12 protein-coding genes and 2 pseudogenes are annotated in these 14,470 nt (G+C 70.5%); 4 read left to right on the top strand and 10 right to left on the bottom strand.

Annotation, left to right across the window (positions count from 1 at the left end; translation table 11 throughout):
- The 3 genes and pseudogenes from DQP58_RS22680 to DQP58_RS22690 form a co-directional block, all read right to left on the bottom strand.
- A pseudogene (locus DQP58_RS22680) lies at nt 1–196 on the bottom strand (hypothetical protein); the annotation flags it as partial.
- Nucleotides 189–1,721 (bottom strand): amidohydrolase, encoded by a 1,533-nt coding sequence (locus tag DQP58_RS22685; RefSeq protein ID WP_112710427.1) that lies wholly within the window; start codon nt 1,719–1,721, stop codon nt 189–191. The gene DQP58_RS22685 and the pseudogene DQP58_RS22680, both read right to left, overlap by 8 nt.
- 165 nt (nt 1,722–1,886) lie before the next feature.
- On the bottom strand, nt 1,887–2,426 hold the full coding sequence (locus DQP58_RS22690) for an FxsA family protein (protein ID WP_112710419.1): 540 nt from the start codon (nt 2,424–2,426) through the stop codon (nt 1,887–1,889).
- A gap of 73 nt (nt 2,427–2,499) precedes the next feature.
- On the opposite strand from DQP58_RS22690, the gene DQP58_RS22695 reads away from it, so the two are divergent.
- Nucleotides 2,500–3,207, top strand: a complete 708-nt coding sequence (locus tag DQP58_RS22695) for a dienelactone hydrolase family protein (RefSeq protein WP_112710420.1) — start codon at nt 2,500–2,502, stop codon at nt 3,205–3,207.
- A gap of 3 nt (nt 3,208–3,210) precedes the next feature.
- Here DQP58_RS22695 and DQP58_RS22700 read toward each other — a convergent pair whose 3' ends face one another.
- The 6 genes from DQP58_RS22700 to DQP58_RS22725 all read right to left on the bottom strand — a co-directional run bounded on the left by DQP58_RS22700 (nt 3,211) and on the right by DQP58_RS22725 (nt 10,566).
- Complete coding sequence (locus DQP58_RS22700) at nt 3,211–4,074, bottom strand: type 1 glutamine amidotransferase domain-containing protein (protein ID WP_112710421.1); 864 nt, start codon at nt 4,072–4,074, stop codon at nt 3,211–3,213.
- Nucleotides 4,075–4,086: 12 nt separating this feature from the next.
- Nucleotides 4,087–4,476 carry a PPOX class F420-dependent oxidoreductase gene (locus tag DQP58_RS22705; RefSeq protein WP_112710422.1) on the bottom strand — a complete coding sequence of 130 codons (390 nt, stop codon included), beginning with the start codon at nt 4,474–4,476 and terminating at the stop codon, nt 4,087–4,089.
- 31 nt (nt 4,477–4,507) lie between these two features.
- Nucleotides 4,508–8,083 (bottom strand): cobaltochelatase subunit CobN, encoded by a 3,576-nt coding sequence (gene cobN / locus DQP58_RS22710; protein ID WP_112710423.1) that lies wholly within the window; start codon nt 8,081–8,083, stop codon nt 4,508–4,510.
- Nucleotides 8,084–8,140: 57 nt separating this feature from the next.
- Nucleotides 8,141–8,815, bottom strand: a complete 675-nt coding sequence (locus tag DQP58_RS22715; protein ID WP_112710428.1) for an alpha/beta fold hydrolase — start codon at nt 8,813–8,815, stop codon at nt 8,141–8,143.
- A 156-nt stretch (nt 8,816–8,971) separates the two neighbouring features.
- The gene (locus DQP58_RS22720; RefSeq protein WP_112710429.1) at nt 8,972–9,727 is read right to left on the bottom strand and encodes an ABC transporter ATP-binding protein; all 756 of its coding nucleotides are present in this window, start codon (nt 9,725–9,727) and stop codon (nt 8,972–8,974) included.
- An 11-nt stretch (nt 9,728–9,738) separates the two neighbouring features.
- Nucleotides 9,739–10,566 carry an ABC transporter permease gene (locus DQP58_RS22725; protein ID WP_165827935.1) on the bottom strand — a complete coding sequence of 276 codons (828 nt, stop codon included), beginning with the start codon at nt 10,564–10,566 and terminating at the stop codon, nt 9,739–9,741.
- Between the two features lie 102 nt (nt 10,567–10,668).
- Between DQP58_RS22725 and cobG the strand changes: the two genes are divergently transcribed.
- Genes cobG through DQP58_RS22740 form a run of 3 tightly spaced genes read left to right on the top strand, consistent with a single transcriptional unit; the run spans nt 10,669 to nt 13,934 of the window.
- A complete protein-coding gene (gene cobG / locus DQP58_RS22730; RefSeq protein ID WP_112710424.1) occupies nt 10,669–11,763 on the top strand; it encodes a precorrin-3B synthase in 1,095 nt (364 codons plus the stop codon).
- A gap of 45 nt (nt 11,764–11,808) precedes the next feature.
- Nucleotides 11,809–12,435: a precorrin-8X methylmutase gene (locus DQP58_RS22735; protein WP_112710425.1), complete on the top strand. Its 627-nt coding sequence runs from the start codon at nt 11,809–11,811 to the stop codon at nt 12,433–12,435.
- Nucleotides 12,432–13,934, top strand: a complete 1,503-nt coding sequence (locus DQP58_RS22740) for a precorrin-2 C(20)-methyltransferase (protein WP_112710426.1) — start codon at nt 12,432–12,434, stop codon at nt 13,932–13,934. The genes DQP58_RS22735 and DQP58_RS22740 overlap by 4 nt, the downstream gene beginning before the upstream one ends.
- 8 nt (nt 13,935–13,942) lie before the next feature.
- On the opposite strand, the pseudogene DQP58_RS22745 reads toward DQP58_RS22740, so the two are convergent.
- A pseudogene (locus DQP58_RS22745) lies at nt 13,943–14,470 on the bottom strand (PPE family protein); the annotation flags it as partial.

Genomic DNA, 14,470 nt, shown 5'->3' on the forward strand with positions numbered 1-14,470 from the left:
CCGATTCCTCGGGGCCCTCGTCACGATCGTCGTCCTCGTGTGCTCCCGGCTCGGGGCGCACATCGGCGGGCTGGTCGTCGCGGTCCGATTCGGCCTCGTCGCTGATGGGGTCGGTGTCCGGCCGCCGGGGTAGGTCGTGATCGGCCGCATCGACTTGGTCCGCGGGCTCGTTGCCGCGCGGCCGGTCCCTAACCATGGATGACAGCGCCCCGATGCACCGTCCGCCAGCACCGCGGTAGGGCGTCGTCCGGGCCCAATCGGGGCAGCGCGGGCACCCGGGAACGCGGGTCGGTCGACCAGCGCTGGACGGTGTCGCGCGGGGCGTGCACCTCCAGGTCCCCGGCATCCCAGATGGCGTAGGAGGCGGGCGCGCCCGGCACGAGCGTGCCCATCTTCCCGTCGCGGGCACCGCCCGCCCGCCAGCCCCCGCGGGTGGCCGCAGCAAACGCCGCCCGCGCCGAGACCCCGCTGCCGCGAGTGCGGTGACGGACCGCCGCGCGCACGCTCAACCACGGGTCGAAGCCCGTGACCGGCGCGTCGGAACCTAGCGCGAGGGGCACGCCTTGGGATGCTAACAGCGCAAAGGGGTTGAGCCGACCGCCGCGTTCGGCACCGAGCCGCCGCGCGTACATGCCGTCGGTGCCGCCCCACAGCGCGTCGAAATTGGGCTGCACGCTGGCGATGATCCCCCACTGACCGAGCTTGGCGGCCTGATCGGCGCTGACCATCTCGACGTGTTCGAGACGGTGTCCGCAGCCCGCGACGGCAACCGGCCCGACGTCGGCGACGACGCGCTCGAGGGCGTCCACCACGGCGGTCACGGCGGCGTCTCCGATGACATGGAATCCCGCGGTGACTTCGGCCTGCGTGCAGGCCCGCAGGTGCGCCTCGACCGCCTCGATGTCCAGGTAGCAGGTTCCGGTGCAGTCGGGCGCATCCGTGTACGGCTCGTGCAGCCAGGCGGTGCGCGACCCCAGCGCCCCGTCGACGAACAGGTCGCCGGCCAGCCCGTGGGCGCCGGTCGCCGCCATCAGCTCGAGCGCCTGGGCGGGGCTGTTCACCGGCTCACCCCAATAACCGATGATGTCGACGCCATGGTCGAGCGCGCGCAACTGCAGCCAATCGTCGATCCCGCCGATGTCGGGTCCGGCGCATTCGTGCACCGCGACGATGCCGGCCGCCGCGGCGGCCCGCAGTGCCGCGGCGCGGGCTTCGGCCAGTTGATCGGCGGTCAGCAGGTCCCGCGCCACGGCGCGCACCCGATGGTGTGCGTCGCCGACCAGCGGCCGCTCGGCGCTGTAGCCGGTCGACGCCGGAAGTTCGGCGACCAGCCGCCGCAGGCCCGTCGACGCGAGCGCGGAGTGCACGTCCACGCGGGCCAGGTAGGCGGGCCGGTCGCCGAGAACGGCATCCAGGTCGGCGGTGCTGGGCGGACGGTTCTCGGGCCACGACGTTTCGTCCCAGCCATGACCCCACACCGGCCGGCCGGGATGGGCGGCGGTGTAGTCGGCGACCATCCGCAGGCACTCCGCGTGCGACCGGGCGCCGCGCAGGTCCAGCCCGCTGAGCGTCAGCCCGGTGGCGGTGAGATGGATGTGGCTGTCCACGAATCCCGGCGTCACGAAACCGCCGTCGAGGTCTTCGACGACGGCGTCGGGGAACATGCGGCGGCCGACCTCGTCGCCGCCCAGCCACGCCACCACGCCGTCGCGGACGGCCATCGCGGTGGCGTCGGGTTGGGCCGGGCTGTGCACCCGACCGTTGACCAGCAGCGTCTGCGGCGCGGGACTCACGGCGGAGCGGGACACAGCCCAAACGTACGTGCGGCGGGTCGCAGGGCCATAACGGTCAGTCGGCGGCTCAACGGTGCGGTCCGTCCCGGCGGGTCAGCGCGCGTCGAATCCTTGCGGCCGCACCGGCGCCTCGACGTCGCGCACGTCGATGACCTCGCCGTCGATGTAGTCGCCGTGGCCGCGCCCATCGAAATTCCCGGCGGGATACGACGCCGAGTGAGCCGATTGCGGTGGTGGACGGAACGCGCCCGCGTAACCGAGCCCGGGCATTTGTCGTTGCAGCTTGCGCACAGCCAGGGCGGTGAGGCCGGGGGCGACCGCCGACCGGACGGGCGGGATCAGCAGTAATAAGCCCAGCGCCGTGCTGACCAGTCCGGGGACGAGAACGAGCAGCGCGGCCAGGCTGACCAGCGCACCGTCGCCTGCCGCGGCGCGTTGCTCGGCCAGGCCGGAGCGCAGTCGCCCGATCCGGCGGATGAGGTGCGAACCCGCCATTGGGACGATGAGGCCCCAGCCGAGCAGGAAGGTCGCCAAGAGCACCAGCAGGGTCCAGCCCCATCCGATCGTCGACACCAGCGCGAAGATCGCCGCAAGTTCGACGACGGCGTAGATCAGCAGCAGCCGCGACACCATGCCAGACCAACGTCCGCGGACCGCGCCCAAGTTCCCGTGGTGTTCGGCGGTGCGATTGCAGTTAGATGACGCTATGACGACGATTCAGATCGATACCCCCGACGGACCGATCGATGCGTTACTGAGCACGCCGTCGGGGCAAGGCCCGTGGCCGGGTGTGGTGGTGATCCACGACGCGATCGGCTACGGGCGAGACAAGCAGTCGATCAACGACCGCATCGCCGCGGCCGGATATCTGGCCGTCACCCCGAACCTGTATGCCCGCGGTGGCCGCATCCGCTGCATCACGCGCGTCATGAAGGAGCTACAGACGCAGCGCGGCCGCGCCCTGGACGACATTCTGGCCGCGCGGGACCACCTGAAGGCCATGCCGGGGTGCTCCGGGCAGGTCGGCGTCGCGGGCTTCTGCATGGGCGGCCAGTTTGCTCTTGTCATGTCCCCCAAGGGTTTCGGCGCTTCCGCACCGTTCTACGGCACTCCCCTGCCGCGCAACCTCGACAAGACGCTGGACGGCGCCTGCCCGGTGGTGGCGAGCTTCGGCGGCCGGGACCCGCTCGGGCGGGGTGCGCCCGAAAAGCTAAATAGAACGATCGCCGCCAAGAACATCACCGCCGATGTGAAGACCTACCCCGGCGTCGGGCACAGCTTCGCCAACGAGCTGCCCGGCCAACCGCTGCTTCGCATCGCGGGTTTCGGGTACGACCAAGACGCCACCGAAGACGCGTGGCGGCGGGTGTTCGCGTTCTTCGGCGAGCATCTGGGCACGGGCGCCGCGACGTAGCCGTCAGCGGGCCGCGGTGAGCTTCTGCGACAACACCGCCGCGAACGTGTGGGTGTCGCCGGGCCAACGCGCCGACACATAGTCCCCGTCGTCGACGACGAAAGCGGGCCGCGAGTCGGTCGGCGTATCGCGCAGCAGTCCCGAGGTCTTGCGCCGCCAGTGCGGCGATCCGCGGGAGACGTCACGGAAATCGGACGAATCGTGAAGTGCCCGCGTGACTTCGGACTGCACCGACATGTAACCGTCGGCTTGCTCCGCGTCCTCGGTATACGTCCGGTAATAGTTGCGATCCCAGAACCGGGTGAACCGGGTGAGCCGCCAGGCCAACCGCTCCATTGCCCACGTCAGCGCCGTCGTCTTGTGCCCGTACAGGACCGAGCGACCGGTGCCGGGGTCGACGCTGCGCGCGGCCAGCAGCACACCGTGACAGATGGCGCCCACCACCAGCCCGCGGGCGAACGCCGCCACGACAAGCCGGTGCAGGATGTCGCTGTCGATGTAGCTGCGCATCCCGCGGGCACGGTGCCCGCCCGGCAACACCAGTGCATCGACACCGTCGAGGGTGGCCTGAGACCAAGCGATGGGGTGCTGAAACTCATTGCAGTACAACATATCCCGATAGGCATCGCGCCCGGCCTTGTCGGCGCGCAACGCCAGCCCGATCAGTGCGACGGCGCGCAGCACCGGCACCGCGGACCAGACGTCCAGTCCACGCCCCGTCACCATGATGTCGTCGGCCTTCCCGGGCGCGCCGGTTTCGGTCGCGAAGACCACTTGGTGGCCGCTTCGGGTCAACACCTTCCAGCTGACCGCGACCTCGGTGGGGTCGAAGTCGCGGTCCGGGATCGGGATGAGCACCGTGGCCATGACGCCTTGGGCTCAGGCTACTTTCAGCTCGAGGCCGACGTTGTTGTCCATGCCGCCGCGCAGCTTGCTGAAGAAGTTGAACACCTTGCCGACGATGCCGTAACGCTTGCCGATCGCGTCGTAGACGGCGGCCGTTTCCGACTTGTCCAGGATGGCCGCGGTTCCCTCGACGGCTCCGCTGGTGGGGCGACCGTTCATGGTGCAGGTGGCCAGCGTGACCCGCGGGGTGTTGCGGATTCGCTTGACCTTCCACGACTTTTCCTGCGTGATGACCAGAAGCCGGTCCCCGCGCTGCTTGTCCAGCGCCGCCCAGATCGGCGTCGGCTTGGGTCTGCCGTCCTTGGTGAAGGTGGTCAGCAGGATGTACTGCGTCTTGGCGAGGTCGGCGAAGGTTGGCGTCACGCTGTCAACCTACGCCGCAGCTACGCGGAAGTCAGCCTTCCAGATCGCCCTCGGTTTCCAGCAGCGCCTGCCGCAGCCCGTCCAAGGTCTCCGGCTGCGGCGCCGCCCACATGCCGCGCCCGGCGGCCTCGAGCAGCCGCTCGGCCATGCCGTGCAGCGCCCAGGGATTGGACTCCGACATGAACTTCCGGTTCTCCGGGTCCAGCACGTAGCGCTCGGTGAGCTGTTCGTACATCCAGTCGGCCATCACTCCGGCGGTGGCGTCATAACCGAACAGGTAGTCCACGGTCGCCGCCATCTCGAACGCGCCCTTGTATCCGTGCCGGCGCATCGCCGTCATCCAGCGCGGATTGACCACCCGCGCGCGGAACACCCGGGTGGTCTCCTCCGACAGGGTGCGGGTGCGGATCGCGTCGGGCCGGGTGTTGTCACCGATGTAGGCGGCCGGCTCCTGGCCGGTCAGCGCACGGACGGTGGCCACCATGCCGCCGTGATACTGGAAGTAGTCGTCGGAGTCGGCGATGTCGTGTTCGCGGGTGTCGGTGTTCTTGGCGGCCACCGCGATACGCCGGTACTGGCGGTTCATGTCGTCGACCGCCTCGCGGCCATCCAGGTCGCGCCCGTATGCGAAACCGCCCCACGCGGTGTACACCGCGGCCAAATCGGCGTCGTCCCGCCAGTTGCGGCTGTCGATCAGCTGCAGCAACCCGGCGCCGTAGGTGCCCGGCTTGGATCCGAAAATCCTTGTGGTGGAACGACGTTGATCACCATGCTGGGCAAGGTCGGCTTGGGCGTGCGCACGCACGTAGTTGTCCTCGGCGGGCTCGTCGAGGTCGGCGACCAGCCGCACCGCGTCATCGAGCATGGTCACGACATGCGGGAAGGCGTCCCGAAAGAAGCCGGAGATGCGGACCGTCACGTCGATGCGCGGGCGGCCCAGCTCGACCAGCGGAATCGGTGCCAGGTCGACGACGCGCCGCGACGCGTCGTCCCACACCGGTCGAACGCCCAGCAGGGCAAGGACTTCGGCGATGTCGTCACCGGCGGTGCGCATGGCCGAGGTGCCCCAGACCGACAGTCCGACCGACTGTGGCCACCTCCCGTGGTCGTTGCGATAGCGGGTGAGCAGCGAATCGGCCAGCGCCACACCGGCTTCCCAGGCCAGCCGGGACGGCACCGCTTTGGGGTCGACGGAGTAGAAGTTGCGTCCGGTGGGCAGCACGTTGACCAGGCCGCGCAGCGGCGAGCCCGACGGGCCGGCCGGGATGAATCGGCCGTCCAGGGCGCGCAGCACCTGCTCGATCTCGGCGGCGGTGCCGGCCAGCCGCGGCACCACTTCGATGGCCGCGAAGCGCAGCACCGCGGCCACCTCGGCATTCTCGGTGATCCGTTCGGCCGCGTTGGCTTCCCAGCCCGCCGCCTGTAGCGCGGCAACGAGTTCGCGGGCCACGGCCTCGGTTCGATCGACCGCGGTCCGGCCATCGGTGCCGTCCTCGGCCAGGCCGAGGGCCTGTCGCAGGCCGGGCAGGGTGTGCTCGCCACCAAACAGTTGGCGCGCCCGCAGGATCGCCAGTACCAGGTCCAGTTCGGCCTCCCCCGTGGGCTTTTGGCCCAGGATGTGCAGGCCGTCGCGGATCTGGACGTCCTTGATCTCGCACAGCCAGCCATCGACGTGCAGCAGCATGTCGTCGAAAGAGTCTTCCTCGGGCCGTTCGGTCAGGCCGAGGTCGTGGTCCATCTTCGCGGCCCGCATCAGCGTCCAGATCTGCTGGCGGATGGCGGGCAGCTTGCCCGGATCCAGCGCGGCGACGTTGGCGTGCTCGTCGAGCAGCTGCTCCAAACGCGCGATATCGCCATAGGATTCGGCGCGCGCCATCGGCGGGATGAGGTGGTCGACCAGGACGGCGTGTGCGCGCCGCTTGGCCTGGGTGCCCTCCCCGGGGTCGTTGACCAGGAACGGGTAGATCATCGGCAGGTTGCCCAGCGCGGCGTCCGGCCCGCAGGCCGCCGACATGCCCAGCGTCTTGCCGGGCAGCCATTCCAGGTTGCCGTGCTTGCCCAGGTGCACCACCGCGTGCGAGCCGAAGCCGGCGTCCAGCCAGTGGTAGGCGGCCAGGTAGTGGTGGCTGGGCGGCAGGTCCGGGTCGTGGTAGATGGCGACGGGGTTCTCCCCAAAGCCGCGGGGCGGCTGCACCATCAGCACCAGGTTGTCCGATTGCAGTGCGGCGATGACGATTTCGCCGTCGGGATCGTTGCTGCGGTCCACGAAAAGATTCCCGGGCGCCGGGCCCCAGTGCTCGGTGACGGCAGCGGTGAATTCGGTGGGCAGGGTCGCGAACCATTCGCGGTAGTCCTTGGCGGACACCCGGATCGGGTTTCCGGCCAGCTGTCCTTCGGTGAGCCAGTCGGGGTCCTGTCCGCCCCGCTCGATCAGCGCGTGGATCAGGGCGTCGCCGTCGTTGGCCTCAACGCCGGGCAGCTCACCCACCCGGTAGCCGCGCTCACGCATCGCCTGCAGCAGCGCGACGGCGCTAGCCGGCGTGTCCAGCCCGACCGCGTTACCAATGCGGGCGTGCTTGGTCGGATAGGCCGAGAACACCAGGGCCACCCGCTTGTCCGCCGGTGCGACGTGGCGCAGCTGCGCGTGGCGCACCGCTAGTCCCGCGACGCGGGCGCAGCGTTCCGCGTCGGCGACATAAGAGATCAACCCGTCTTCGTCAATCTCCTTGAAGGAGAACGGCACCGTGATGATGCGGCCGTCGAACTCGGGCACCGCGACTTGACTGGCCACGTCGAGCGGGCTCAGGCCGTCATCGTTCTCGCGCCACGAGGCGCGCGGGCTGGTCAGGCACAACCCCTGCAGGATCGGGATATCCAGGGCCGCAAGGTGTTCGACGTTCCAGCTGTCGTCATCGCCGCCGGCCGACACGGTGGCCGGCTTCAGCCCCCCGGCGGCCAGCACGGTGACCACCATGGCGTCGGCGGCACCCAACCGTTGCAGCAGTTCGGGCTCTGCGGTGCGCAGCGACGCGCAATAGATCGGCATCGGGCGCGCGCCGGCGTCCTCGATGGCCCGACATAGCGCCTCGACGTAACCGGTGTTGCCGGCCAGATGCTGCGCGCGGTAGTACAGCACGGCGATCGTGGGGCCCTCGACGTCTTGGGCGTTCGGCCGCGCCAGCTCGCCCCATGTTGGTGTGACGACGGGCGGGGTGAACCCGAACCCGGTCATCAGCACCGTGTCCGACAGGAAGGCGTGCAGTTGGCACAGGTTGTCGACGCCGCCGTGGGCCAGATAGATGTGCGCCTGCACCGCGATGCCGGCCGCGAGCGTGGACAGGCCGGTCAGCTCGGCGTCGGCGGCCTGCTCGCCGCTGACCAATACCGTGGGCACCCCGCTGGCGATCACCGTGTCGATACCGCTCTGCCAGGCTCGGTAGCCGCCCAGGATCCGCACCACCACGATGGCGGCGTCGGCCAGCAGGTCGGGCAGTTCGGCTTCGGACAGCCGAGACGGGTTGGCCCACCGATAGTTTTTCCCGCTGGAACGGGCGCTGATCAGGTCCGTATCGGAGGTCGACAGCAGCAGGATGGTTGGCTCAGCCACCCATCATTCGTACCGCAATGGGGCGAGCTCGCGGCTACTGGGCCGCGGCCGCACCGCTCAACCGCCCAGCATCGCCGCGATCCGGTCGGCAACCTGTTGGGCCACGATCCGCGCCGGTCCGTTCTTGGCCGGTTCGTAGCGGTCCGCGAGGGCGTCGTAGTCGGCGCCGGCGATCGAGCCGTGATCGGCCGCCAGCTCGACCAATTCCACCGGCCAGCCCACCCGCTCCAGGCGGCCGGCGAAGTCTCTGCTCGCGTCGACGGGGACGACGTCGTCGTCGACGCCGTGTAGCAATGTGAACGGTGAACCGATTTCGGCGCCGTTCAGATCGTCGGTCAGGGATGCACCGAAGATCGGATCGGGGACCATGAAAGCGCCGGCGAGGCAAACCGTGTGCGCGGGAGCGAAGTCGAGCCGCGCGGCGTGCAGCGTCACCCCCGCCGCGGCTGCACCGCCCATCGACCACCCGACGAGCAGGATGCGCGCGGCGTCGGTGGCGAGGTTGCGGGCGAATTCCAGCGACGCCAACAGGTCCGCTCGCCCGCCGTCGTCGGCATGGGAGTTCCAGTCGGGTGCGACCACCACCGCGGCGCGGCCGGCCAGCATGCCGGCCAGCGGGCCGACGGCCGCGCGGGCATCGGTCTGCGCCCCGTGCCAGAGCAGGATCGTCGATGGCGCCGGTTCGCCGAAGACATCGGCCAGCCGGCCCGGGGCGTATTCCAGCGTCCTCACGGGCACCAGGATGCCCATACTGACGCGTGTTCAATCCTTAGGGTCGGGCGGCGAGGCCTTGGCGCAGCGCCTCATTCAAGGCTTGCGCACCAAGCCGGCGGTGCGCGAAACACTTCCGGTCGACAGCAATCCGACCGTTCCGGCGAAACCACTTGCTCACAGGCGCACACCGAGGCGATCCAGCAACTCCGCGCGGTGCTGCTCGGTGTGCGGGCCGGGATCACCGGGCGCGCGGCGCGGCTCGTCGACGGTCAGCGTGTGGATGACACGGCCTTCCTCGAGCACCAGCACGCGATCGGCCAGCGCCACCGCTTCGTCGACGTCGTGCGTGATCAGCAGCACGCCGAACCCGTGTCGGCGCCACAGATCCAGTAGCAGTGTGTGCATGGTCAACCGGGTCAGCGCGTCGAGCGCACCGAACGGTTCGTCGAGCAGCAGCAGTTGCGGTTCGGCGACCAGCGCCCGGGCCAGCGAAACACGTTGCGCCTGACCGCCGGACAGGGTCAGCGGCCAGGCGCCGGCGTGGTCGGCCAGCCCGACGTCGGCCAGCGCGCGCTCGGCGCGCTCCCGTACCTGCTGGCGCGGGAGGCGGCTGCGGGTCAGGCCGTAGCCGACGTTGGTGCGCACGTCGCGCCACGGAAATAGGCGCGGCTCCTGGAACGCCAGCGCCGGCGCGCCGGACACCACGCGTTGCCCACTGTGATCGCGCGACAGCCCGGCGAGCACCCGCAGGACCGTCGACTTGCCCGAGCCGCTGCGCCCGAGCAAGGCGACGATCTCGCCGCTCTTCACGCGCACCGAAACGTCGGTGAGTACCTGCCGGTTTCCGTACCACTTGTCGACGTTGCGCAGTTCGCCGGCGATGTCGGTCCGCCCGCGGGTGGTGGCGTCCGATTCAGCGGTGAGAGTCAAGCCGGGACCTTTCACTGTCTGTAGCGCAGCGTGCGGCGCTCGATGAGCCGGACGATCGCATCGGTGATGATGCCGAGCAGGGCGTAGATGGTCAGCCCGAAGATGATGATGTCGATCCGCAGGAAATCGCGGGCATTGTTGATCAGGAAGCCGATTCCCTTGTCGGCGTTGATTTGCTCGGCCACGATCAACGTCAACCACGCGATGGCCAGCGACTGCCGCAAGCCGACGAGCACCTGCGGCGCGGTGCTGGGCACGATGATCCGGGTGAACCGCTGAGTGAACGAAAAGCCCAGCACCTGAGCGGTTTCCAGCATCTTGGGGTCGACCTGACGGATCGCCGAAAAGGTGTTGAGGTAGAGCGGGAAGACCACGCCCAGCGCGACGAGCAACACCTTGGGCAGCTCGCCGATCCCGAACCACAGGATGAACAGCGGGATCAGCCCCAGGTGCGGCAGCGCCCGGATCATCTGCATGGGTGGGTCCACGGTCGATTCGACCCAGCGGGACAGGCCGACGGCCGCGCCCGCCACGAGTCCGATGACCCCGCCCAGCAGCAGCCCCTCGACGACGCGGACGGACGAGATGTGCAGCGCGTCGCCGAGCTGCCCGTTGCGGGTCACCTCCACGCCCGCCTCGAGGATCAGCGAAGGGGCCGGCAGCACGTCGGCGGGGATGATGCCGATCGCGCTGCCGAGCTGCCACAGCGCCAACAACGCCAGCGGCGACACGACGCGCACGATCTCCCATTTGCGGCGCGCCCACAGCCCGCTCGCCCCGCCGGCTGGGGCGCCGGCCGGCTTGCTCGAGGCAGCATCGAGCGCGGTGGCAATGCTCACTGTGCCGACGCTAAGGCGCGGACGGGGGGCCGGGTAAGGGTTTAGGTCTGGCTGAAGGCAATCCCGGCCGCCGTGTGGCGCTCGGGGCCGTACCGTGGACGGGTGGCCAGGACGCGCGACACCGATGCATGCCCGGGTGCGCTGCAGGTGCACCAGGCGGCCGACGGCGCGCTGGCCCGGATCCGGCTACCCGGCGGCATGATCACCGCCTCCCAACTGGCCGCGCTGGCCGCCGTCTCCAGCGCATGGGGTTCGGGAACGCTCGAGCTGACCGCTCGGGGGAATGTGCAGTTGCGCGGGCTGACCGACGTGCAAGCGGTCGGTGAGGCGCTCGCCGCCGCGGGGCTGTTGCCGTCGACGACGCACGAGCGGGTCCGCAATATCGTCGCCTCACCGCTGTCCGGACGCTCCGGCGGCCATCTCGATGTGCGGCGCTGGGTCGGCGAACTCGACGCCGCGATCTGCGGCGAACCCAGGCTCGCCGAGCTGGGCGGTCGATTCTGGTTCGGCCTGGACGACGGGCGCGCCGACGTCTCGGGGCTGCGCGCCGACGTGGGCGTGCACGCCTTTCCCGACGGCTGCGCGCTGCTGCTGGCCGGACGCGACACCGGTGTCCGGCTGGCGGACGACGAGGTGATCGACACGCTCGTCGCGCTCGCGATGCGGTTCCTCGATGTCCGCGAAACCGCTTGGCGCGTCCAGGAATTGGACGACATACGACGGCTGGTGGCCGGTGCCGAGCCGCGCGCCTCCTCGTTTCCGGCCGTCACCAAGGCGCCGGTGGGCTGGATCGGCCAGGACGACGGCCGGGTGACGCTGGGCGCCGCGGTGCCGCTGGGCGTGCTGCCGGCGCGCGTCGCGGAGTACCTGGCGGCGATCGAGGCGCCGCTGGTGATCACGCCGTGGCGCTCGGTGCTGGTGTGTGATCTTGCCGAAGAGGTCGCCGACGTCGCGCTGCGCGTCTTGGCGCCCGTGGGCCTGGTGTTCGACGAGAACTCGCCCTGGTTGAGCGTCAGCGCGTGTACCGGCAGCCCCGGCTGCGCGCGCTCGGCCGCCGATGTGCGCGCCGACGCCGCGCGGTCGCTGGATCCCGATTCGAGGGTGCACCGTCACTTCGTCGGCTGCGACCGGGCGTGTGGCAGTCCGCTCGCCGGTGACGTGCTGGTGGCCACCCCGGACGGATACCGGCGCCTGTAACCGGGTGCGGCGGGTCGCCACGCGGGAGAGCCTTAAAGTGGGCGGGTGCTCGACTATATCCGCGATGCGGCGGAGATCTATCGCCAGTCGTTCGCGACGATCCGCGCCGAGGCCGATCTGGCGCGATTCCCCGCCGACGTGGCGCGGGTGGTGGTCCGGCTGATTCACACCTGCGGGCAGGTCGACGTGGCCGAGCACGTCGCGTTCACCGACGACGTCGTCGACCGGGTCGGCGCCGCCTTGCGCGGCGGCGCTCCCGTGCTGTGCGACTCGTCGATGGTGGCCGCCGGGATCACCGCCGCGCGATTGCCGGCCGACAACCAGGTGGTGTCCCTGGTGACCGACCCGCGGGCGGCCGAGTTGGCCGCGCGCCGGCGGACCACTCGCTCGGCAGCCGGCGTGGAGCTGTGGGCAGACCGGCTGCCCGGCGCGGTGCTGGCCATCGGCAACGCCCCGACCGCGCTGTTCCGGTTGCTCGAACTGATCGACGACGGGCTGGCCCCACCGGCCGGGGTGCTGGGCGGACCGGTGGGTTTCGTCGGATCGGCACAGTCCAAGCAGGAGCTCATCGCCAACCCCCGCGGGACGTCGTATCTGGTGGTGCGGGGCCGCCGGGGCGGCAGTGCCATGGCGGCCGCGGCCGTCAACGCGATCGCGAGCGACCGCGAGTGACCGCAGCGGGCACCGCGCAAAGCGCCGACAGGGGGACACTGTGGGGCGTCGGGCTGGGGCCCGGTGACCCGGAATTGGTGACCGTCAAGGCCGCCCGCGTGATCGGCGAGGCCGACGTGGTCGCCTACCACAGCGCCCGGCACGGCCGCAGCATCGCGCGCGGCATCGCCGAACCGTACCTGCGGCCCGGCCAGATCGAAGAGCACCTGGTCTATCCCGTCACCACCGAGACGACCGACCATCCCGGCGGCTATGCCGGTGCGATCGAGGACTTCTACGTCGAGGCCACCGAGCGGATCGCGGCGCATCTGGACGCCGGTCGCAATGTGGCCCTGCTGGCCGAGGGCGATCCGCTGTTCTACAGCTCCTACATGCATCTGCACACGCGGCTGACGGAGCGGTTCGACGCAATCATCGTGCCCGGCGTGACGTCGGTGAGCGCCGCCTCGGCGGCCATCGCCACGCCGTTGGTGGCCGGCGACGAGGTGTTGTCGGTGTTGCCGGGCACCCTGCCGGTCGAAGAGCTGACCCGTCGGCTCGCCGACGCCGACGCCGCCGTCGTACTCAAGCTCGGGCGCTCGTATCACGCTGTGCGGGAAGCCCTTTCGGCGTCGGGACAACTTGACGACGCGTTCTATGTGGAGCGGGCCAGCACCGCTGCGCAACGCATCCTGCCCGCCGCCGACGTCGACGAGGCCGGCGTCCCGTACTTCTCGCTTGCCATCCTGCCGGGCGGGCAGCGCGGCCGGCGCGCTGCCGCCGTCGGCAGCGTCACGGTGGTGGGTCTGGGCCCCGGCGACATGGATTGGATGACGCCGCAGACCCGCCGCGAGCTCGCGGCGGCGACCGACCTGATCGGCTACGGCGGCTACCTGAACCGCGTCCCGGCGCGCGACGGCCAGCAGCGTCACCCCAGCGATAACCGTGACGAGCCCGAGCGGGCCCGGCTGGCTTGCGCGCTGGCCGAACAGGGCCGCGCCGTGGCGGTGGTGTCCTCGGGCGACCCGGGCGTGTTCGCGATGGCGACGGCGGTGCTGGAAGAGGCCAAGGAATGGCCGGGCGTGCAGGTGCGGGTGATTCCGGCGATGACAGCGGCCCAGGCCGTCGCCAGCCGGGTCGGCGCGCCCTTGGGGCACGACTACGCGGTGATCTCACTGTCCGACCGCCTCAAGCCGTGGGAGGTGATCTCCGCGCGACTGCAGGCCGCCGCGGCTGCCGACCTGGTGCTGGCGATCTACAACCCTGCGTCCAAGTCGCGGACCTGGCAGGTCGGGGCGATGCGCGACATCTTGCTGACCCACCGCGAACCCGGCACTCCGGTGGTGGTCGGCCGCAACGTGTCCGGCCCCGACGAAGACGTCCGCGTGGTCAGGCTGGCCGATCTCGAGCCCGCCGAGATCGACATGCGCTGCCTGCTGATCGTCGGGTCGTCCCAAACCCAGTGGTACTCACACGATTCCACCGACCGGGTCTTCACACCGCGGCGTTACCAGGCCTGAAACGCCGGCTAGTCGCGATCCCAAGTGCTCGGCATCATCGGCAGGGTAGGGCCGTCGCTCAGCCCGTCGCGCGTCAGCGTGGCCAGCCCGGTGGCTTGCGCGGCATCGGGTTTGGTTGCGGCACCGGCAAACCCGAGCGGTCCCGCGCTGTCCTCGGACGGGCGGGCGGCGTACGGGTCTTCGGCGTCGCCGGAAGGGGTTGTCCCGCCGTCCATCTCCATGAACTCATAGCGGTAGGCGCGCTCGGTAGCGGTGCCGCCGCGGCGCCGGCGGGCGCGGGCCTTCTTCTTGGCCGCGGCGGCCGCAGCCGCGGCGGCGGGCGCGTCGAGGTCGTCGGAGGACGGTTCCTCCGACTTGCGCCGTGACCGGCTGCTCGCGCTGCCGCGCGCCGACAGTCCCGAAAGCCCCACGGCGTAAAGGGCGTTGAACGCGTTCGCTCCGATTCCATCGGTCGCCGTGGGACCGAAGCCGACGCCGGGTCCGCCACCGACCGGTCCGCCGCCCGCCGATCCGGCAACTGTCGTCGCGGGCGCGGT

The sequence above is a fragment of the Mycobacterium colombiense genome, from assembly GCF_003284975.1.
GTDB classification, from domain to species: Bacteria; Actinomycetota; Actinomycetes; order Mycobacteriales; family Mycobacteriaceae; genus Mycobacterium; species Mycobacterium europaeum_A.